This window comes from Actinoplanes palleronii (genome assembly GCF_016862315.1).
Taxonomy (GTDB): domain Bacteria; phylum Actinomycetota; class Actinomycetes; order Mycobacteriales; family Micromonosporaceae; genus Actinoplanes; species Actinoplanes palleronii.
Genome location: NZ_BOMS01000057.1, coordinates 62,802 through 83,256 on the forward strand (window position 1 = coordinate 62,802; position 20,455 = coordinate 83,256).

At 70.4% G+C, this 20,455-nt stretch carries 17 protein-coding genes and 1 pseudogene; 15 read left to right on the forward strand and 3 right to left on the reverse strand.

Annotated features, from left to right (window positions below; all coding sequences use genetic code 11):
* Nucleotides 1-503: 503 nt before the first annotated feature.
* The gene (locus Apa02nite_RS21180) at nucleotides 504-1,658 is read right to left on the reverse strand and encodes a carboxylate-amine ligase (RefSeq protein WP_203826511.1); all 1,155 of its coding nucleotides are present in this window, start codon (nucleotides 1,656-1,658) and stop codon (nucleotides 504-506) included.
* Between the two features lie 297 nt (nucleotides 1,659-1,955).
* On the opposite strand from Apa02nite_RS21180, the gene Apa02nite_RS21185 reads away from it, so the two are divergent.
* From Apa02nite_RS21185 to Apa02nite_RS21250, 14 genes and pseudogenes are all read left to right on the forward strand, one after another.
* Entirely contained in the window at nucleotides 1,956-2,303 is a 348-nt protein-coding gene (locus tag Apa02nite_RS21185) for a hypothetical protein (protein WP_203826512.1), read from the forward strand.
* An 80-nt stretch (nucleotides 2,304-2,383) separates the two neighbouring features.
* A pseudogene (locus tag Apa02nite_RS21190) lies at nucleotides 2,384-2,641 on the forward strand (metal-sensitive transcriptional regulator); the annotation flags it as partial.
* An 838-nt stretch (nucleotides 2,642-3,479) separates the two neighbouring features.
* Entirely contained in the window at nucleotides 3,480-4,964 is a 1,485-nt protein-coding gene (locus tag Apa02nite_RS21195) for a methyl-accepting chemotaxis protein (RefSeq protein WP_275412500.1), read from the forward strand.
* Nucleotides 4,965-5,225: 261 nt separating this feature from the next.
* A complete protein-coding gene (locus tag Apa02nite_RS21200) occupies nucleotides 5,226-6,470 on the forward strand; it encodes a sensor histidine kinase (RefSeq protein WP_203826515.1) in 1,245 nt (414 codons plus the stop codon).
* A 42-nt stretch (nucleotides 6,471-6,512) separates the two neighbouring features.
* On the forward strand, nucleotides 6,513-8,507 hold the full coding sequence (locus tag Apa02nite_RS21205; RefSeq protein WP_203826516.1) for a hybrid sensor histidine kinase/response regulator: 1,995 nt from the start codon (nucleotides 6,513-6,515) through the stop codon (nucleotides 8,505-8,507).
* Nucleotides 8,508-8,604: 97 nt separating this feature from the next.
* Entirely contained in the window at nucleotides 8,605-10,221 is a 1,617-nt protein-coding gene (locus Apa02nite_RS21210; RefSeq protein WP_203826517.1) for a methyl-accepting chemotaxis protein, read from the forward strand.
* Nucleotides 10,222-10,536: 315 nt separating this feature from the next.
* Nucleotides 10,537-10,914 carry an STAS domain-containing protein gene (locus Apa02nite_RS21215; protein WP_203826518.1) on the forward strand — a complete coding sequence of 126 codons (378 nt, stop codon included), beginning with the start codon at nucleotides 10,537-10,539 and terminating at the stop codon, nucleotides 10,912-10,914.
* 476 nt (nucleotides 10,915-11,390) lie between these two features.
* Nucleotides 11,391-12,119 carry an ATP-binding protein gene (locus tag Apa02nite_RS21220; protein WP_203826519.1) on the forward strand — a complete coding sequence of 243 codons (729 nt, stop codon included), beginning with the start codon at nucleotides 11,391-11,393 and terminating at the stop codon, nucleotides 12,117-12,119.
* A 248-nt stretch (nucleotides 12,120-12,367) separates the two neighbouring features.
* Nucleotides 12,368-12,835 carry an ATP-binding protein gene (locus Apa02nite_RS21225; RefSeq protein WP_203826520.1) on the forward strand — a complete coding sequence of 156 codons (468 nt, stop codon included), beginning with the start codon at nucleotides 12,368-12,370 and terminating at the stop codon, nucleotides 12,833-12,835.
* A gap of 272 nt (nucleotides 12,836-13,107) precedes the next feature.
* Nucleotides 13,108-13,842 (forward strand): ANTAR domain-containing protein, encoded by a 735-nt coding sequence (locus Apa02nite_RS21230; RefSeq protein ID WP_203826521.1) that lies wholly within the window; start codon nucleotides 13,108-13,110, stop codon nucleotides 13,840-13,842.
* 50 nt (nucleotides 13,843-13,892) lie between these two features.
* A complete protein-coding gene (locus tag Apa02nite_RS21235) occupies nucleotides 13,893-14,663 on the forward strand; it encodes a GAF and ANTAR domain-containing protein (protein ID WP_203826522.1) in 771 nt (256 codons plus the stop codon).
* A complete protein-coding gene (locus tag Apa02nite_RS21240) occupies nucleotides 14,660-15,376 on the forward strand; it encodes a GAF and ANTAR domain-containing protein (protein WP_203826523.1) in 717 nt (238 codons plus the stop codon). The genes Apa02nite_RS21235 and Apa02nite_RS21240 overlap by 4 nt, the downstream gene beginning before the upstream one ends.
* A 569-nt stretch (nucleotides 15,377-15,945) precedes the next feature.
* Nucleotides 15,946-16,872, forward strand: coding sequence for an ABC transporter ATP-binding protein (locus Apa02nite_RS21245; protein WP_203826524.1), 927 nt, complete (start codon nucleotides 15,946-15,948; stop codon nucleotides 16,870-16,872).
* Nucleotides 16,869-18,446: an ABC transporter permease gene (locus Apa02nite_RS21250; protein WP_203826525.1), complete on the forward strand. Its 1,578-nt coding sequence runs from the start codon at nucleotides 16,869-16,871 to the stop codon at nucleotides 18,444-18,446. The genes Apa02nite_RS21245 and Apa02nite_RS21250 overlap by 4 nt, the downstream gene beginning before the upstream one ends.
* 54 nt (nucleotides 18,447-18,500) lie before the next feature.
* Here Apa02nite_RS21250 and Apa02nite_RS21255 read toward each other — a convergent pair whose 3' ends face one another.
* Together Apa02nite_RS21255 and Apa02nite_RS21260 are read right to left on the reverse strand one after the other, a co-directional pair.
* Nucleotides 18,501-19,004, reverse strand: coding sequence for an HXXEE domain-containing protein (locus tag Apa02nite_RS21255; protein ID WP_198171296.1), 504 nt, complete (start codon nucleotides 19,002-19,004; stop codon nucleotides 18,501-18,503).
* 210 nt (nucleotides 19,005-19,214) lie between these two features.
* Nucleotides 19,215-19,373, reverse strand: coding sequence for a hypothetical protein (locus Apa02nite_RS21260; RefSeq protein WP_203826526.1), 159 nt, complete (start codon nucleotides 19,371-19,373; stop codon nucleotides 19,215-19,217).
* Between Apa02nite_RS21260 and Apa02nite_RS21265 the strand changes: the two genes are divergently transcribed.
* Nucleotides 19,366-20,448, forward strand: coding sequence for a BACON domain-containing protein (locus Apa02nite_RS21265; protein ID WP_203826527.1), 1,083 nt, complete (start codon nucleotides 19,366-19,368; stop codon nucleotides 20,446-20,448). The genes Apa02nite_RS21260 and Apa02nite_RS21265 overlap by 8 nt on opposite strands.
* Nucleotides 20,449-20,455 lie beyond the last annotated feature (7 nt).

Below are 20,455 nucleotides of genomic sequence, written 5' to 3' on the forward strand. Positions count from 1 at the left end.
GGTCGGCGGCAGTGCGGTCGTGTGCCGGAGGAGGCAGCTATGCGAGTGCAGACGTCGTCCGTCGCTGATCCGGGTGCCCGCGGCGTCGAATCGGCCACGCGGCGCCCCCGCAACCTGGTCGGGATCCGCAGCACCGTCGAGCTCGGCGCCCTGCACACGTTCCCGCGGCTCATCCTCCCGGTGATGACGTCCGCACTACGCAGGACCGGGAAACGCCCGGCGGGGCCGCCGACCGCCGTGTTCCGTCCCCGCGTCGACGGAACCTTCGAGGTGACAGCCGGGTATCCGACCGTGGGGCGTCGCCGACTCGGCCGCGTGGCGCACCCGCATCGTGGTGCCGCTACCCGCGCGGCCCGCCAGCCGGTCGGCCGCCTGCCGTTTCAGATCGGCGTGAGCCGGCCGCGCCGTCACCGCGACGGTCCGCTGACCCGGCCTTGCGGTCGCTCAGGCGGGGTCCGTTCACTGGCCGCGACAGGCGTCCGCGGCCACGATGCCTCCGGCCCTCAGTCCGTGGCGTCGGTGATGGCGGCGAGTCCCGCGACGATGTCGAACGGCGTGGCGGCGCGTTTCCACAGGCGGCGCTGGCGTTCGGCTCCGGTGCCGTGCTCGCGCAGCCGGGCCAGCTGGGTCGCGACGGTCGCGGTGTCCCCGAGGGCGGCGAGCGCCGCACCGACGTGGCCGACCAGGACGGAGACGAGGTCCCAGGCCGGTACGGCATCACCGGTGAACGGGTCGATCCCCGGGCCGGCCAGTCCGTTGTGAGCCGCGGCGAGCAGGCTCCCGATCACCCACCGGGGTGCGGCCGGCGGCGGGGGCAGCCCGGCCCGGACGTCCGCGGTGGCGGTGACCACCAGAGCGCGTACCAGCGTGGCGAGCAGCAGCGTCGTTCCCCGATCCAGGCAGGTGTCGGCGACCCGTACCTCGATGGTCGGGTACCGCGGCGACAGCCGGGCGAGGAAATAGATGCTGCGTTCGTCCATCGCGGCCCCGCGGCGCAGGAGACGCTGGACGGAGCGGTCGTAGTCGGCGGCGTCGCGCCATTCGTCCGGCGGCCGGGCGGTCGGCCACTGCGAGACGAGGCCGTAGCGGTGGCTGGCGTATCCGGTGTCGTGACCGCCGGTGAACGGGGAGTTGGCGCTGATCGCGAGCAGGGTGGCGAGCCAGGGGCGCAGCCGGGTCAGAACCTGCGCGCCGAGGTCACGGGAGGGCACGCCGACATGGACCTGGCAGGCGCACACACCGGAGAGCGCGGTCAGGGTGGGATGGCGTGCGGCGAGCCCGTGGTAGCGGGGCGCGTCGGTGATCGCCGACAGCGCGGGTGCTCCGTAGGGCGCGACGGCGGTGGCGACGAGCCGGCAGCCCCGGGCGCGGGCCGCTTCGGCGGCGAGGGCCCGCAGCCGTCGCAGCTCGGCGCCCAACTCGTCGGTGCTGGTGCAGACCGCGGTGGCCGTCTCCACCTGATAGCTCATCAGCTCGGCGCGTGGACCTGTCTCGTTGCGCAGCATGCGCAGCACCGCCGGCGCGGCCGGCACCGGCCGCCCGTGGATCGGATCGAGGAGCAGGAACTCCTCCTCGACACCGAACGTGGGGGCCGTCAGCGGATCACCGCCGGTCGCCGTGCCCGGCGCCGCCGCGGTCGGGAGCTGTCCGGAAGTCATGACTGTCACAGGACCGTCCCTCCGAGGAAGTGTGGTTCGCCGTCTCCAGCCTGTACGGCCCGGTGGTGCGGTTCCCAGGGTCCAACGGCCTGTCAGTGGCCGCCGCGCCGGTCACGCGTGGGCCGGCTGCCGCCGCCCGAGGAGCACCCGTTCGCGATCGTGGTGCGACGGCGCGCGCAGCAGTAGTCCGCCGGCCGAGACCAGTGTGGTCAGGCCCGGGATCACCACGCGATCTTCTCCATGGGTGCCCCCCTCTGGCGATGGCTGCTATTCCCAACGTCCGCCCGCCGGGGTTGAGTGAACAGGGCACATGGGCTCGTACACCTGCTCTACCTCGCCCCGGGAGTCCCGGAGTTCGCCATGGACCGGTCCTGGATCGTCCCGGAGGCGGCTCGCCGGCCGTTCGGACTGAGTCTGACCGCGGCGACGGTGGCCGCCTTCGCGCTCCTGGCCCTCGCGGTGTGGGGCGTCCCCGGACTGACCGCGGTCTGGCCGGTGCTCACCGCCGTGGCCTGCCTGCTCTCGGCGCTGCTGTTCATCGGCTTCTGGAACAGCTGGCTCGTGCTCGGCGTCGCCATCGACAGCGCCCTGCTGGTCGCCGCCGCGACGCGCCCGCACTGGGTTCAGCAGCTCTTCGGCGGGTAGGTCTGATGCACGGCTACGCCTCTCGTGCATACCCAGCGGGGTATATTTCGGCCGCTGGGCACCGGCGCGGGAGGCACGGCATGGAGCTGGAGAAGGACGCCCTCGGTGATGTCATCAAGCGTCTTCGGCGTGCGGAGGGTCAGATCCGCGGTGTGATCGCCATGCTGGAGGCCGGCCGGGACTGCGCCGACGTGGTCACCCAGCTCGCCGCCGTGTCCCGCGCTCTCGACCGGGCCGGTTTCAAAATCATCGCGACCGGCCTGCGGCAGTGTGTGACGGCGCAGGCGAACGGCGAGGAGCCCAGCCTGGACGTGGCGCAGCTCGAGAAGCTCTTCCTGCCCTGCCCTGGCCTGACCGCGCTGTTCAGTTCTCGAGCGTGGCCAGGGCCGCCCGCCGACCTGCGGTCGGGCTCGGCACCGCCTCACGCTGGTCTTCCTGGTTGACCGACGATGGCGGCAGTTGCCGAAGGTGGTCGAGGCGCGCTCGGCGCGCATCACGACCACGGCACCTCGTACCTGGCCGTCGGCAGTGGACAACGCACGGCCCGAGGCAACCAGGACAATGGCCGGGCGGTCCTGCGGAGCGATGACGAATTCGGTGCGCGGCATGCTGCCGTCGCGCAGGGCGGGTGCTGATTGGCGTCGGGGGTCCAGACGGTCTCGCCGGACCGGAAATGTAGGGGCACGTATCGACTGGTTGACCGCGGCGAACGGCACCTCCGGTGCCGCGCGATGCCGTGCAGTTCCGGGTCGGCGGCCCGCTCGCCGAGGTCGTCGCCGGGCTGGTCGAGCAGACCGTGATCGCGCAACGCCGCCAGGCGCGGGGGACTCATCAACGGTCATGTCGCATTCTCTCCTCGGCCGAACACCGCTGTGGCCGTTGTTCAATCAGTCCGGACGATCCTGGGATGAAGGTCGACGGCCGACTGACCGCGGTGCGAATCGGGAGTGGATCGGGCTGTTCGCCGGCTGCGGATGTGCCCAAGCAGCCGCTTTTCTCCAGGGAATTGCGTAGGTTCTGCTACTGAAACGGCCACCTGCCGCACTCCGATCGCAGCTGTTCGCCGTTCATGTTCCAGGTCCATGGCCGACCCTTGTTCTGCTCGTCGCCGTCGATTGGTGGGTGTTCGACATGTTCCGCAACCGCAAGGTTGAGCCGCGAACGGTCCCCGTTCCGGTGCCACGCGACGTCGAGGCGCTCGAGGCGCTCGTAGCAGACCTGGGCAACGCCACCGACGAGCACTCGGCGTTGCGGATCACGGTCGACTGCATGATTCGTGAGTACGGCCTCGGCTACGGTGCCGCGTGGACGGCGGGCGAACGCGGCGATCTGTTGATCGGCTACGAGACCGGCGCGGTCAGTGACAATCTGCCCGGGGCCGCCAGCGAGATGCTGAAGGAAGCGTTCCGCACCGGACAGGCGGCGTACTTCAACATCGACGAGCGGACCGCCCCGCCGAGCCCGCGTTACCAGGCGGCCGCCCGGGCGGGGATGCGCGGCGTGATCCTCTCGCCCGTGCTCCGCGGCCCGGCTGTCGTCGCCGTCCAGGAGTACTTCGGCGCGCAGCCGGTGGAAGCGGACGCCGGGCGACGGGAGAAGTGGGCAGCCATCTCCCGCATCGCGGACATGGCCCGGTTCAACGCGGTCGCCGCTGCCGACCTGGCGATGAGCGCGCGGGACCGTTCGGCGGTCACCGAGGTCGTCCGCAAGATCGGCGAGAGTAACGACTCGGAATCGGCGCTGCGTGCTGCCCTGGATTCGGTACGTACCGCTTTCGGCTGGGCGTACGGCTCGTACTGGGAGATCGGTGAGGGCGAGGACGTCCTCAAGTTCCGGGTCGAATCCGGCTCGGCCGGCGAGGAGTTCCGCCGGGTCACACTGAGTGCCAGCTTCGCGCGGGGAGTCGGGCTGTCCGGCCGGGCCTGGCGGGCCGACGACCTGGTGTTCGTGCGTGATCTGTCCGAACTCACCGACTGCGTGCGCGCGCCGGCCGCGGGCCGGGCCGGAGTGCGCTCCGGGGTCTGTTTTCCGATCCGGGGGGCCGGCGGTCGCGTCATCGGCACGATGGACTTCTTCACCAGCGAGTACCTGACCCTCTCGGAGGAACGCGCGGCCGCGCTGCGGAACGTCGGACAGTTGGTGTCCCAGCGCATCGGGCAGGTGCGCGCCGCAGAGGCAGTGGCCCGGAAGTCTCGGGTCCTGCTCGAGACGGTCTCCCAGCTGCGCACGGCGAGCGAGACCGCGATGCGAGTGGCGGCCGAGGCGGTTGCCCAGGCCTCGGCGATGACCGAGGAGGTGAGCGCCCTCGGCGGCGCCTCGACAGCGATCGGTGACGTCATCAAGATCATCTCTTCGATCGCCGATCAGACCAATCTGCTCGCCCTCAACGCCACCATCGAGGCGGCCCGGGCCGGGGAGGTGGGTCGCGGGTTCGCGGTTGTCGCGGGCGAGGTGAAGGAGTTGGCCCGGGAAACCGCGGAAGCCACCGAACGGGTCAACACCCAAGTTGCCGCGCTGCAGGCCAACGCGGACACGGTGGCCGCCGGTATCGCCACCACCAGTCAGATCATCGGCAAGATCGACCTGGTGCAGACCGAGATGAACGCCGTGCTGGAGCAACAGTCGGCGATGGCCACGTCCCTGGCCACCGACATCAGCTGAGCGGAGGGACGACGGTTCGCCGGCCGGTCGTCGGGCTGCGGTCCGGGCCGATGGTGCCGGTCGGCCCGGGACACCGGGACTTTAGTCCTGAACTGGGCCGGGATCGGGCGATCGGCCGGCCGGGTGCGGGCCCGTACCTATCCTGGGATCGAGTGATCCACTGGTGTGCTGTCCCGTCAGGACGTGAGGGCGAGGCCCATCGTGGCATGTCTGACGGATACGCCGAGGTCGAATGCTGTCCGATATTGATCTGAGTTCTCGATGTCAACGAAATTGGTGGTGGCGGCATCTGCCGTCGTCGGCGTCGTCGGCGGCGTTCTGGTCGCTTTGCTTGTCTCGCGCTCGCCGATCCGGGACTGCGGCAAGCCGGGTGCGCGGCTCAGCCGTGACGAAATGGAGGCGTTCTTCGAACACACGCCTGCCGCGCTGCATGTCAAGAACCTCGACGGTCGCTACCTGATGGCGAACCGTACGGCCCGGCGCAACCTGGGCCACGGCGACGAGGGCGTGTCACTGGTCGGCACCACCGTGGGTGAGCATCTGCCGGCCACCACTGCGAGCCGTATCACCGCCGGTGACCGCAAGGTGGCCGAGACGTTGGAATCAGTCGAGTTGGAAGTTCCCATCGAGCTGCCCGGCGAACCGAGCCGCTGGTACCTGTCCATCCGGTTCCCGCTGCTGAGCAAGGCCGGCGTGTTGTTCGGGACCGGAGGAATAGCGTTGGACATCACCACCCGGAAGGCGACGCAGGAAGAGGTCACTCGCCTCAACGAGGATCTGGGCGAGGCGGTACGCGAACTCGATGCGTTCGCCTACTCGGTGTCGCATGACCTGCGTGCGCCGCTGCGCAGTGCCACCGGCTTCAGTCAGATCCTGCTTGACCGGTACGCGTCCGCGTTGGACCGGACCGGACAGGACTACCTGCGTCGCGTGCTGGCTGCCAGCGAACGGATGACCCGCATGGTCGACGACCTGCTCGCGTTGTCTCATCTGGGCGGTGTTGATCCGGTCGTCGAGACCGTCGACCTGACCCGGATGACCCATGACGTCATCGACGAGATCCGCTGCCGGGAGACATCACGCGACGTGCAGGTCGTCGTCGCCGATGGGTTGACGGTGAGCGCCGACGCCGGCCTGCTCCTCGTGGTGGTGCAGAACTTGCTGACCAACGCCTGGAAGTTCACCGCGCAGCGCGATGACGCCCGTATCGAGGTCGGTGCCGGACGACAGACCGGCCACCACAGCGAATTCTTCGTCCGGGACAACGGTGCCGGCTTCGACATGGCCTACGCCGACAAGCTGTTCGTTCCCTTCCAGCGGCTCCACGACGCAGGCGAGTTCCCCGGCACCGGGATCGGCCTGGCCACCACCCGGCGTGCCATCGCCCGCCAGGGAGGGCGAATCTGGGCCACCGCGGCACCCGGGCACGGGGCCACCTTCACCTTCACCCTGCCCGCCGTCGACCAGGCCGGCAGATTCCCGCCCCCCTGCGCCCACTCCGGCTGACCGAACCGCCATGGGTTCGGCTGACCCCAACCAGGAAATCAGATGACCGGATACCGCTTGCTGCTCGTCGAGGACAACGACGACGATGCCGTACTCGTCGCGGACGCCCTGCACGAGGCCGGCATTGACTTCACCTACCGGCGAGTCGACACCGAGACCGCCATGCGCGACGCTCTGGCCAGTGGTGTTCCAGATCTGCTCGTCTCCGACTACCGGCTGCCCCGCTTCAGCGCCGAGGTCGCGTTGCAACTGCTGCGGGATCTCGGACATGACATACCCCTCATCCTCATCTCGGGCCAGTTGGGTGAGGAGGCCGCCGTGAGCCTCATGCGCGCGGGGGCCCGCGATTTCGTACGCAAGGATCTGCTGCACCGACTCGCCCCCGCGGTGATCCGGGAGCTGGCGGAGGCTGACGGCCGGCGTCGGCGGCGAGCGGCGGAACAGGCGCTGCGGGACAGTGAACGCCACTACCGGTTGCTGGCCGAACACGCCCAGGACATCATCTTCCGCTGCGACTTCGATCCCGCTGCCTCCCTGACCTACCTCAACCCCGCCGTGGCCACCATCACCGGCTATCCGACCGCCGACCTGCTCGGCCCCGCCGATCGCTTCCTCAACCACATCCCGGACCCGGACCAGCGGGCGCGCCTGGTCGACTCCTGGCGCTCGTCGACGCCCGAACCGCTGGTGGTCGCCTGGCGCTGTGCCGACGCTTCGGTCGTCTGGCTCGAACAACGCGCCCGGGGCCTTCGCGACGCCAGGGGAATGCCGGTTGCCGCCGAAGGGGTCCTGCGGGACATCACCGAGCGCGTCCGTGCCGACCGCGAACGCGAGGTCTTGATCCAGCAGGCCCAGCAGACCGAGCGCGTCGAATCCCTCGGCCTGCTGGCCGGCGGGGTGGCCCACGACTTCAACAACGCTCTGGCGGTGATCCTGGGCGCCGCCGCGTTCCTGCGCGACGACCTGGGTCCGGAACACCCCAGCCATCGCGACATCGAACAGATTCGCACCTCGGCCGAGCGCAGCGCGGCTCTCACCCGGCAACTCCTGATCTTCGCCAGGCGGGAGCCCACCCAACCCGACACTTTCGATCTGAGCACAGCCGTTCAGGAGCTCGCCGAAATGATCCGGCGCACCATCGGCGAAGACATCGCATTCACCTGCCGACTGGCTCCTCGCGTGCTTCGAGTGACCATCGACCGCAGCCGGATAGAACAGGTCATCCTCAACCTCGCGCTGAATTCCCGAGCCGCCATGCCCGACGGCGGGCAGCTTCTGATAGAAACCTCCGTCACCACGGTGCCGGCCGACCACGAACTGCCGTTGTCTCCCGGTGACTACGTCACCATCGCCGTCTCGGACACCGGTACCGGTATGTCTCCCGAGGTGGCCAAACGAGCCTTCGAGCCGTTCTTCACCACCAGGGCACCCGGTGAGGGCACCGGCCTGGGCCTGGCCACCGCCTACGGGGTGATCACCGAAGTGGACGGGCACATCGCGCTGAGCAGCGCGCTGGGCAGGGGGACCACCGTCCGTATCTACCTGCCGGAAGCGGCTGCCGCGAGCCGAGTTCCTGCTGCCCCCACCGTGGTCGCCACCGAAGGCAATGCCGAGACGATTCTCGTGGTGGAGGACGAGGCCCTGGTCCGCGATGTGGTGACCCGGATTCTGACGCGTCATCACTACGTGGTGCTCACCGCGGCGTCCGGCGCCGAGGCGCTCGGTGTGTTCGAGGAGTCCGCTTCCCGGATCGACGCCGTTCTCACCGACGTGATCATGCCGGGTATGTCCGGCATCCAGCTGGCCGAACGCGTTCGATCCGACCGCCCCGACCTGCCGGTCCTGTTCATGTCCGGATACACGGCGAACCAGCTCTCCCACGACGTGGGCACAGCCCGACTCGTCCGCAAGCCGTTCAGCGCACAGGAACTACTGTCCGCGCTTCGCGCCGCGATCATCTGCACCCCGACGCCGCGCGGCAGAGGCGTGGATGTCCCGAACGGGAGTCCGAGAGCGACTGATCCGCAACGCCGCTGAGCTGACTGTTCGCCATGACCCCAGCACGCCACTGCGTCTGCCGAGGAGGCGTGCACCATCGGCCCAGGAAAGAGGATCGGTAGTGCCTAACACCCACATGCCAAGAACGACGCGTCGTGGCGCGGTGAACTTCTTCGGTGACCTACCGGTCGGAGTGAAGATCGGCGGCGCGATCGCGGTGGCGGTCGTGGCCGGCCTCGCCATCGCGGTCACCGGACTCGTCGGTCTGAGCACGGTGAACAGCAAGGCGAACGGCATCGTGGCAGAGAACCTCATGCCGTCACAGGCTCTCGCCGCCACGCAGGGCAGTTTCGACGATGAACTGCTGGATCTGGCCAGGATGAACATCGCGGTGAGCGCCGCTGACACCGAGCAATTCCGGCTGGCGGCGGTCAAGGCGCACGAGCTGACCGTGCAGGGCGTGAAAGTGTACGAGGAGCTGGGTCTGACCAGTGCCCAGCGGGGCGCTGTGGCCACCATCGGCGATGCTCTGACGGGACTTGCCGGCATCCGTGACGAGCAACTCGTTCCGGCGGCGGCGAAAAGCGACAACGCGGTGTACTCGAAGGTATACAACACGAGCGCCGCACCGGTGACCGACAAGATCAATGAGGCGTTCGACGTCCTGACCGAGTACGAGGCGAACGACGCGAGCGCCGCGGCGGCGGAGAGCTCGGACTCTTACCGGCGCAGCCGGACCCTGATGGTCCTCATTCTGAGCACCGGTCTGCTGGTGGCCGCGCTGCTCGGCGGGGTGACCATCCGCCGGATCACCCAACCGCTCGCCGCGGTCAACGAGAACCTCGCCCAGCTGGCGGCCGGAAATCTGACCGGCGTGGTCACGGTGCGCTCCCGCGACGAGGTGGGCGCCATGGCCGTCGCCCTCAACAAGGCCACCGGCACCATGCGCGCCACGGTCGAGTCGCTCGGTACCGCCGCGCACTCCCTCGCCGCCGCGGCCGAGCAGCTGTCGGCCACGAACGCCCAGATCTCCCAGAACGCCCTGGACTCCAGCGCCCAGGCCAAGGCGGTGGCCGCCACCGCCGAGCAGATCCGCCACAACATCGACACCGTCTCGGCCGGTTCGGAGGAAATGGGCGCCTCGATCCGGGAGATCGCGCAGAGCGCCAACCAGGCCGTCGAGGTGGCCGGGCAGGCCGTGCTCATGGCCGAGTCGACCAACCACACCGTCACCCAGCTCGGCGCGTCCTCCGCCGAGATCAGCGACGTGATCCGGCTGATCACCTCGATCGCCGAGCAGACCAACCTGCTGGCCCTGAACGCGACCATCGAGGCTGCCCGCGCCGGTGACCTGGGCAAGGGTTTCGCCGTGGTGGCCGGCGAGGTCAAGGACCTCGCTCAGGAGACCGCCAAGGCGACCGAGGACATCAGTGCCCGGGTAGCCGCTATCCAGGCCAGCACCGACACGGCGATCACCGCGATCAGCGAGATCGGCCAGATCATCGGCCGGATCAGCGAATACCAGACCACGATCGCGGCAGCGGTCGAGGAACAGACCGCCACCACCGGGGAGATGAACCGTGGCGTCAGCGACGCGGCCGGCGGCGTCCGGGGCATCGCCGAGAGCATCGACGGCCTGGCCGGCGCGACGCGCCTCACGACCGAGAACGTCGGCGACGCGCAGCGTGCCTCGGAGGAACTGGCCCGGATGTCCAGCGAGCTGCAGGCCCTGGTGAGCACGTTCCGGGTGTGACAGGACCCGCAGTGCCGGCACTGCACGCCGGGATCCAGCGCAAGGTCACGCCCGGCACGGTCGGCATGACCGGGTTCAGGACCTTCTTGTTGAACCTCTTCACCGCCTCGAGGCGGTGCTGATCGCGGGTCTGTGTCAAGGCGATCCCGTCGATCACCTCTCTCCAGCGCACCACCGCGGGACCCGGGCCACCAGGGTCCAGCGTCCCGAGTAACCCTGCGGGCCGTGGCTGTCCGGGCTTTACTGGTAAATGTTTCCGGAGTAAAAACGGGTTGAGTCCGAGTCCCCGGTGGACCCCGACGGCGGGAGCACGTGATGGACCACGCGAAGCAACGCCTCACCGCCACGGCCACCCGATCATCGCCGACCGCCGTCGTGGTCGCGGTGACCGGTGAGCTCGACTTCAGTACGGTGACGTCCCTCGGCCAGCAGCTGAGCGCCGTGGTCACCGGCCAGCGGGATCGGCTGTGCCTCGACCTCTCCGGACTCGAGTTCTGCGACGTGGCCGGGCTGCGGGCGCTGCTGGAGATCGGGCGTGTCCGGCCCGGCACCGAGTTCACGGCGGCGGGCTCCGCTGTGGACACGGTGATGCAGCTGTGCGATCTGCCCACGCTGCTGGGCTACTCCCCGGGGGCGTCACCCTCACGGGCTAATCCGATGAGCCGGCGTCCGGTGCCGCGATCCGAACGGTGAACCGGCCCGATCCTCGGTCCGCCGGGTCGCGTGGCCGAGATGGCGGGACCGGCGCCGTGACCACCCCGGGAGGGCCGGCCGGCTCATCGGCGTCCGCGTCGCGTCCCGGCCCACCCTAGGGCGACCACGCCGTCCTCGGCTTCCTCCGGCGCCGGCTTGACCAGGCATTGCTCTGGTCGTACCGAAAAATCTCCGGAACCGGCGGCGGTGGCGGCGCCGACCGCCGGCAGTGATGGGAATCGGTGTCCGGTCCGGGTGATCGCATCGGCGGGGCCGGTCGTTCCGGGTTGCCGCGAGCGCCGCCCGATCATCGACGCCCCTGACTCTGTCGGCTGATGGACTCGTGACAAGGGGTTGTGATCGTGGATTTCCCGGCGTTTGGTGTGACTGGTGCGGGCTGAACTCGATGAGCACGATCTCTTGGCGACGTTGTCGGACACCTCGCATTCGCCAGGGGCCTGCCAGTGTTGAGGGCAGTGACCGAACAGAATGTGGCCACCGGCGTCACCAGGGTGTGCCTCGCCGGCGAGCTGAGCCCGGCCACCGTGCCGACCTGCCGCAATGTCATCGGCAAGGCGGCCGCGCAGTGCCCGGTCGCCGTGATCGTGGACCTGTCCGACCTGGACCGGGCCGAGACCCGGTCACTTCGGGTGTTCGCCAAGGCGACGCTCAAAGCACAGCAGGAGTGGAGCGTGCCGGTGCTGCTGTGCGAGCCCGGCGCGGAGGTCCGCCGCGGCCTGGAGACGTTCCGCACCCTGGTGGCGGTCTACGACCATCACTGGCAGGCATCGCTCGCGGTGCGGGCCTACGTCCCGCGCTGGGTCCGGCAGCGTTTCGCGCCGCTGCCGGAGAGCGCGGCCGACGCCCGGTCGCTGATCGGACAGGCATGCCTGGACTGGGGGCTGCCGTCGTTGCGGGACACCGCGCGGCTGGTGGCCTCGGAGCTGGCGTCGAACGCGATCCGGCACGCCGCCACCGACTTCGACGTCATGGCCAGCTTCACCGGGCGGTACCTGCGGATCGCGGTCCGGGACGGCAGCCGGGTGATGCCGGCACTGGTGCAGCGGGCGCCGACCCGGAGTTCGATCATGCCGGCCGGGTCGGGCCGCGGTATGCGGATCATCTCGGCAGCCGGTTCCCACTGCGGTGTGATCCGTGTCGCGGAGGGGAAGACCGTTTGGGTACTGATATCCGCCGATCGATGACCGCCGGGCGGGCCCGGACCCGCAGTTACCCTCAAATGTGTACATGCCGCCGCTGGTACCGACCGTCCCGGGTGGCTAGCATGTGCCGGTAGTGAGCCGTGCCGCCGAGAGGCTGTTACATCGGCCTTCCCCGGCAACGGCCATGGCGCTGCTCCAAACCCCGGCGGCTGCCTTCGTGGTTCGCCGGCGCGTCCGTTTGTGGAGCGGTCATGGATTCGTCACGTCATCCGGCCAGACCGGACGATCAGATGCGCCGAGTGGATGGCGCCAACCTCGATGAACAGACCGACGGCGACCCAGGCGATCAGCGGGACGACGCCCTTCTGCTGATCGTCGACTTCGGTATGGCGGACATGCGCGATTTGCGCTCCGCGGTGCGGGACCGGAGCCGTGGCTGGGGGCTGACCGGTGAGGAACTGGCCCAGTTCGTCCTGGCGGTGCACGAAGGGTGCGCGAACGCCGTGCAGCACGGCGGAGGGCAGGGCCGGCTGGCGCTGTGGCGGCAGGGGCACCGCCTGCGCTGCCGGATCACCGACAAGGGCGCCGGCCTGCCACCGGATTGGCAGCTGGACGGTCACCGCGGACAGCCCGAGGTGCTGCCGTCACGCGGATTGTGGCTGATCAACCGGGTGTGCGAGCAGGTGGAGCTCAACAGCGACCACACCGGCACCTGCCTGCTGCTGAGCTTTCGCCTACCGGCACCCTCCGGCGGGTAGCAGCGTGGCGTGAGTATTCGGGACGCACGGCGTTGCGGAGTTGCCGTGCCTCCCGCCTTTCAGCATGCTGTCCGTTGTGCGATGGACCGGCCCGGACGTGGCTCCTGCCGACGAGAGCGTTTGCCAGCAGTCGGGTCTGACGTGACGGGCGTAAAGTGGGAAAATCCAGGTGATCTGGCAGGCCTGACAAGCTCCAGACCGCGGTGCACAACCAGCGGACGGAGCCAGCCGTGAACTCTCAGCCGAGCACACCACCCGATGACCGAAGTCGGTTGATCGCCCGGGCGTTCGTCGAGCTCACGGCGACCGGCAGCCAGGGTGGTCACGTGCTGGACGTCGCGCACACCCTGGCACGGTGGAGTCTGCGGCTCCTCGACGTCAGCGGCGCCGGAGTGATGCTGCCCGACCGGCGCGGGAGGTTGACATCGATGGCGGTGTCGTCGGAGGCCGTGCGAGTGCTCGAATACGAGGAGCTGGCCGCCGGGCGAGGTCCGTGCGTGGAGTCGCACCGGCAAGCGCGTGAGCTGGTGTTCGCCGACGTCGACATCACCGACGCGCGCTGGCCGGATTTCGGGGGGTCGGCGCGGGCCAGCGGGATCCGCGCGGTGCACGCCTTCCCGATGCTCACCGAGGACATGGCAGTCGGGGTGCTGAACCTGTTCCGGCCGAGCACCGGTGGGCTGGCCGGCCCGGATTCGCACCTGGCCCGGTCGATGGCGGCCGCGGCCGGCGACACCGTGCGACGGCTCCAGCGGGAAGCCCAGGCCCAGGTCAGGATCGACGAGTTGACCACGGCGCTGGCCGAGGCCACCAGTGTCGAGCGCGCCAAAGGCATGCTCGCGGTCCAGCTGCGCCTCGATCTGGACACCGTGTCGGCGGTGCTGCGGCACACTGCCCGCGCCAGGGGCCTGCGGGTCGGTCAGCTCGCCGAAGCGGTGCTCGCGGGCACCGGGACGATCGACTTTCCCCTGGTGGTGAGCCCGACGGATGACGACGATGGTGCGTGACCGGGCTGCTGCCGCACGGAGGGCCACGACCGCACCGGGAGGGGGCGGCGATGACGGATGACGCGACCGCGGGCGTATCGGGCCCCGATCACCTCAGCTCCGCTCTGCTGGAGATCATCACCGCCGGTGCCGGGGGCGACGACCAGCTCGAACCGGTACGCGCGCTCCTGCGGTCCAGCCGACGGCTCCTGCACGCCACCGGCGCCGGCGTGTTCCTGGCCGACCCCGAGGACCGGCTCCGGGTGGTCGCGGTGACCTCCGCGGCGGTCGGCCGCCTCGAAGCGACCGAACTGGCGAGCGGACGCGGACCGTGCGTGGAATCGCACCGCAGGGCGGTACCGGTGGCGTACCCCGATGCCGACGTCGTCGACCCGCGCTGGCCAGGCCTGGGACCGGCGATCCGGGCGACCGGCGCCCGCGCGGTGCACGCCATCCCGATGCTGGGCGGCCAGGGCCGTCCGTTCGGCGTGCTGAACCTGTTCTACACCGAGCCCGGCCGGCTCGACGACGAGACCATCACCGTGGCCGGCGCTTTTGCCGAAGCCGCCGCGCACACCGCGCGCCACCTCGACGCGCTGCGCCGCAGCCGGCTGCGTATCCAGCACCTGGAGACCGCGCTGGCCAGCCGGGTGACCATCGAACAGGCCAAGGGCATGCTGGCCGTGCACTGGCGGATCAGCCCGGATGCCGCGTTCACCCGGATCCGTCAACTGGCCCGGGACACCAACCAGAACCTTCACGAACTCGCCGTGGAGATCGTCTCCGGAAGGTTCCCGCTACCCGCGGATGACGGCGGCCCGGAAGCCGGGCAAGGTCCATGACGACATCCGACAGCCGCTCAGCGCAGCTGCTGCGTCAGTTGGTGTCCGGGCTCCGCGCTCGCGGCGGCATCACCGCGCTGGCCACCGACTGCCACCAGCAGTTACCCGACCTCGGCGGGGTCACCCTCAGCGTCTCCGCCGGTTCGCAGGGCTGGCTGCTGCTCAGCGACAGCGGCACCCGTTCCGAGCAACTGGAAGACCTGCAGAACCAGCTGCACGAGGGACCACGCTTCGACGTCGTCGCGCTCGGTGAGCCGGTCGTCGCGGCGGACCTGGGCGCCCCGGCGGCCGTGCGACGCTGGCCGGCGTTCGCCCCGCAGGCGCTGGCCAGCGGCGTTCGTGCGATGTTCGCCTTCGCCGTGGTGCACGACGGCCATCCGGTCGGGGTCCTCACCCTCTACCGCGCTACCGCCGGAGCGCTGACCGCCTCGGCCGGGGAGTGCGCGGCCCGCTACGCGCTGGCCGCCGCCACCCTGCTGCTCGATGCCGTCAGCACCAACGGCACCCGGCACCCGGCCATGACCATGCCCGCCGGCGTCGCCGCGGTGCAACAGGCGGTGGGCATGGTCATGGCGTACACCGGTGCCGACGCCGAGGTGGCTCTGCACCTGCTCCGTGCCTATGCCGAGGAGCACGCGCGGCCGATGCACGAGGTCGTCGCCGAGACCCTCGCCGGCCGATTGACCTTCGGTCCGGGTGCCGGGGAAGAGTAGAAACGACGCCAGCACCGGGTGGGTGGTGCCTGCGGGCGGGCCACTGGATGCCCGGTTCGTCTCTCATGTAGTCGGCGACGGTGTTCCACACTGCCGGATTCACGATGGTGTGGCTCATGTGCTGGGTGGTGCTGGGCCAGTCGGGGTCGGCCAGGTAGCCGGCGACGACGAACGAGGTGGTGCCCAGGACCAGCGCGGCGGTCCGCTGGTTGTCGGTGGTGCCGGTCTTGCCGAAGACCGGGTGCCCGACGGCGTGCGACGCCGGCGGCTTTCCACCGCACCAGAGCAATCAGCCCGCGCCATCCTTCGGATATCCCGGCCCGGCGATTTTGCAACGGCATTCCCGCGTACGTGTGCGGAGGAGATCCCGGACGCGAACCGATCTGACCGATGGGCGACGTTTCCGGTGTCGACCGGCTCAAAGCCTTGCCGCGAGCGGGTGGGTGCAGGAACCTCGACGGCGAACTCCATCACCACGTCGGACGGACGGGCGGGCGGCCGGTGGATGCCGCCGGGTGCGGGTCGCCGTCGCCGATGCGACGGTGGCCGTGACGCATCAGGGAGGTTCGATGAACGCGTCGCCGGAAGTCGCCCTGCGGGTCTCCGCTCTCAGCAAGTCCTTCGGCCGGGTCACCGCCCTCGACGGGCTCGACCTGACTGTCACGACGGGTGAGGTGCACGGCTTCCTCGGGCCGAACGGCAGTGGCAAGACCACCACCATCCGGATCCTGCTCGGCCTGTTGCGTGCCGACTCGGGCACGGTGTCGATGCTGGGCGGTGATCCCTGGCGCGACGCGGTCGACCTGCATGCCCGGCTCGCCTACGTTCCCGGCGACGTGACGCTCTGGCCGGGCGTCACCGGCGGTGAGGTGATCGATCTGCTCGGGCGGATGCGCGGCCGGCCCGACCGGCGCCGCCGTGACGATCTGCTGGAGATGTTCGACCTCGACCCGAGCAGGAAAGCCCGCACCTACTCCAAGGGCAACCGGCAGAAGGTGGCCCTGATCGCCGCGCTTGCCTCGGACGTCGAACTGCTGCTGCTCGACGAACCCACCTCCGGACTCGACCCGCTGATGGAGTCGGTGTTCCAGCAGTGCATCCAGGAGGTCCGGAAACAGGGCCGCACCGTGCTGTTGTCCAGCCACATCCTGGCCGAGGCGGAAGCGCTGTGCGACCGGGTCAGCATCATCCGGCGGGGCCGGACGGTGGAGACCGGCACGCTGGCGGAACTGCGTCACCTGACCCGGACGTCGATCACCGTGGAGACCCGGGACCCGATCACCGGCGTCGAGACGATGCCCGGCGTGCACGACGCGGTCCTGGAAACCCGGCACGCCCGCTTCGACGTGGACACCGCGCAGCTCGAAGCGGTGGTGTGCCGGCTCGCGCCGCTCGGCGTGCGCAGCCTGACCAGCACGCCACCCACCCTGGAGGAAATGTTCCTGCGGCACTACGGTGCCGACCCGGCAGACGGCGGGGCAGGCGGGGCGTCATGACCGGGACGCTGGGCCTGCTGCGGTTCATGCTGCGCCGGGAACGTCGCGGGCTGCCCTGGTGGCTGCTGGGTGTGGCGTTGCTCTGGCTGACGCAGTCCGGGCAGAGCCAGAATCTCTATGGCACGCCGGAGGACCTCGCCGAGCTGCGCAGCACGGCCGAGGGCAACGCCGCCGTCGTCGTGATGAACGGCCCGGCCCGGCTGCTCGACTCGATCGGCGGGGAGATCGTGTTCGAGATGTTCGGGTTCGTGGCGGTCGTCCTCGCCCTGATGAACATCTTTATGGTCGGCCGGCAGACCCGCGGTGACGAGGAGACCGGGCGGGCCGAGCTGATCCGGTCGGCCCGGGTGGGCCGCCGCGCCCCGCTGGCCGCCGCGCTCGCCCTGGCCGGTGCCGCCGACCTGGCCGCCGGGGTGATCGTCTGCGCCGTGGTCGTCGCCACCGGCCTGCCGGTGGGCTCGTCGGTGCTGCTCGGCGCCGCCACGGCCGTGGTCCCCGCGACCTTCGCCGCGCTCACTGCGGTCACGGCTCAGCTGTTCGAGAGTGCACGATCGGTGTACGGGAGCGCGGCGGCCCTGCTGGGCGGCGCATTCGCTCTCCGCGCGGCCGGCGACGCGGGCAGTGGCGCCCTGTCGTGGCTGTCGCCGATCGGCTGGGGTCAGCGCATCTACCCCTACGTCGCCGACCGGTGGTGGCCGCTGCTGCTGCCCCTGGCCGCGATCGCGGTGTTGACGACGATGGCGGTCGCGCTGCTCGACCGGCGCGACTTCGGTCACGGCCTGGTGGCGCCGAGGCCCGGCCGGCCGGTGGCCTCGGCGGCCTTCAGCAACGCGTACGGGCTGGCCTGGCGGCTGCAACGCACCGCGCTGACCGGATGGCTGGCCGGCCTGGTGCTGCTCGGCCTGGCATACGGGTCGATGGGCGACAGCATGCAGCAGTACGTCGACGACCATCCGGAGATCGCGGAGTTCCTGCCCGGCGGTGCGGCGCGCGTGCTCGACTCGTACCTCGCCCTGACCATCGCCCTGTCCGCGCTGATCGCCTCCGCGTACGGGGTCAGCAGCGTGTTGCGCACCCGGGGTGAGGAGACGTCGGGGCACGCCGAGTCGGTCCTGGCCACCCGGACCAGCCGTCTGCGCTGGCTGGCCGGCCACCTCAGCGTGACTCTCGCCGGCACGACGCTGGCGCTGGTGGCGATCGGCCTCGGTGAAGGCGTGGCGTACGCGCTGAGTGTCTCCGACGCCACCCAGGTGCCCCGAGTCGTCGGGGCCGCGCTCGCCTACCTGCCGGCGGTCTGGTCGGTCGCGGCGGTCGGCGTGCTGGCGATGGGCTGGCTGCCGAGGGCGGCGGCCGCCGCGGGGTGGACGGTGGTCGGATACTGCGCGATCGTCAGCCTCTTCGGCGACTCGTTCGACCTGCCGGGCTGGACGAGGGCCGCGTCGCCGTTCGACCACACGCCGCAGGTGCCGCTCGACGCACTCGACGCCGCCCCGCTCGTGGTGCTCACGCTGATCACCGGGGCGCTGCTGGCGGCCGGATACGCCGGGCTGCGCAGGCGGGACATCGGCTACTGAGAGTTCGTCGGCGGGCCGGCCGGTGCGCATGGCTGCGGCGGGCTCCTGGCCCGCTCAGTCGTGCGTCAGCCGGTAGGTCAGCGCGTGGACACCCATCAGGATCGCCGGGCCCGCGATCGCCACGGCGGCCGCGGGCCCGTCCACCTCGGCGATGCCGTGCCGGGCGAGTTCGCGCCGGGCCCACAGCCAGTACGGGATGACGATGACGGGTGCGGTGGCGGCCCCCGAGACGTACCGGCCCGCGACGGCTGCCATGCCGAGGTGGCCGAAGCCGTGCAGGCCGTAGGCGAGCAGGACCCCGCGGAAGATCGGCGAGCGGCCCTGCGACCGGACGCCCTCGGCCGCGGCGGCGCCGATCAGCAGACCCATCGCGGCGATGCCCAGGGCCACGTGCCGCTGCGAGAGACCGTCGCGGCGCAGGCGCGCCGGAACGGGCAGCGCCGCCGGCAGCCGCGGCAGCAGGTACCGGCTGCTGCGGCTCATCGTCCACAGTTCTTCCAGATCGCTGAGCGCCCAGGTGCCGAAGAGCCCGGCCGCGACCTTCGTCATCGGTGTCATTGTCGTCACCTTCCCCGGTTCACCGGGCTCGGACCGCTGGGGGAGAGCCACGGGGCACCTCGAGCATTCCGGTTCGTCCGAGAGTGGGGAAGGGCCCTTGGTGCCGGTGAGTCAGGACGGGATCCCCTGGTTCCCGCACGAGCACGGCGGACGATGGTGAGGCGTCACCCATTGCCGTTCATCGATCTCACGGCTTGATCTCGGGACGGCTCAGCGCCACGACGAGGAGGGATCATCGATGTTTTCGCGAGCGATCATGGCGACCGCGGTGGTGTCGGTTCTGTCGATACCGCTCAGCGCTGTCACCGCGAGGGCGCCCGGCGAAGCCGCTGGTGCGACGCCACCGAGCGGTGTCGTGGCGGTGAGCACCGGAGGACTGCGGGTCACGCCGCAGAGCCTGGCGGTGACGGTGGAAGCCGGGCGACGACAGCAGAGTGCGGTGCAGCTGACGAACGTCGGCGGCTCCGCCGTACGATGGTGGATCGCCGACGGTGAGGGTGCCGCTTCGCGGCCGGGACGCCTCGGTGAGGTGCAGCGGTCCTGGGCAGTGACGGGTATGGCGGTCGGCTGGGGCATCGGAACCGAGTCCGGCAATGTCTGGATCTCCGACGTGGACCTGCTGCGCAACGACAGCTACACGCCCGACGGGATCCGTCGTAGCGAAGGGTGGCCCACCCCCTGGGCCAACATCAACCCCGGTCCGCTGGACATGGCCTACGTGCCGAGCCGTTCACTGATGTGCCAGGTCAAGACGGGTGCCGAGAACGGCATCGCCTGCTGGGACCCGCGCACCGGTGATGTCCGCGCCGACATCGTGGGGGAGTTCGCCTGGACGGCGGCCCCGCAGCGCGGGCTGGCCTACCGCCCGGACGACGACAGCTTCTACGTGGGCGGCTGGGACCAGGGCAGGATCTACCACATCCGCGGGCTGGGGAACCCGCGCCCGGGAAGCGTGATCAGCAGTTGCGTGCCGCCCGACCGCGCCGTCGCCGGGCTCGGCTGGAGCGCCGGCTTCGACAGGCTCTGGGTCGCCACGCAGAGCCCGCGCGACCTCGTCTACGCGCTCGATCCGGACACCTGCCGGACGCTCGCCACGGTGGCACCGCCCGACGCGGATCCGTCCACCGGAGCCGGCCTGGACGTCGGCCCGGACGGCAGCCTCTGGATCATGTCCGCGGGAGTCGGCGCACCGCCGGCGACGTCGGGAACGGCCAGCCAGATCGGCAGCGGCCTGCCGGTGTTCGCCACCGCCCCGTGGCTGGCGGCCGAGCGCTCCTCGGGCTCGCTGCGGCCCGGCGGGTCCCTGCGGATCGGAATCCGCGTTGATGCCACCCGGTTGGCACCGGGACGGTACGAGGCGACCTTGTACGTGCTCAGCGACGAGGAGCAGAATTGTCTGACGGCCGTTCCGGTGCGCCTGCTGGTGCGGCCCGCACCGCACTGACGGCCAT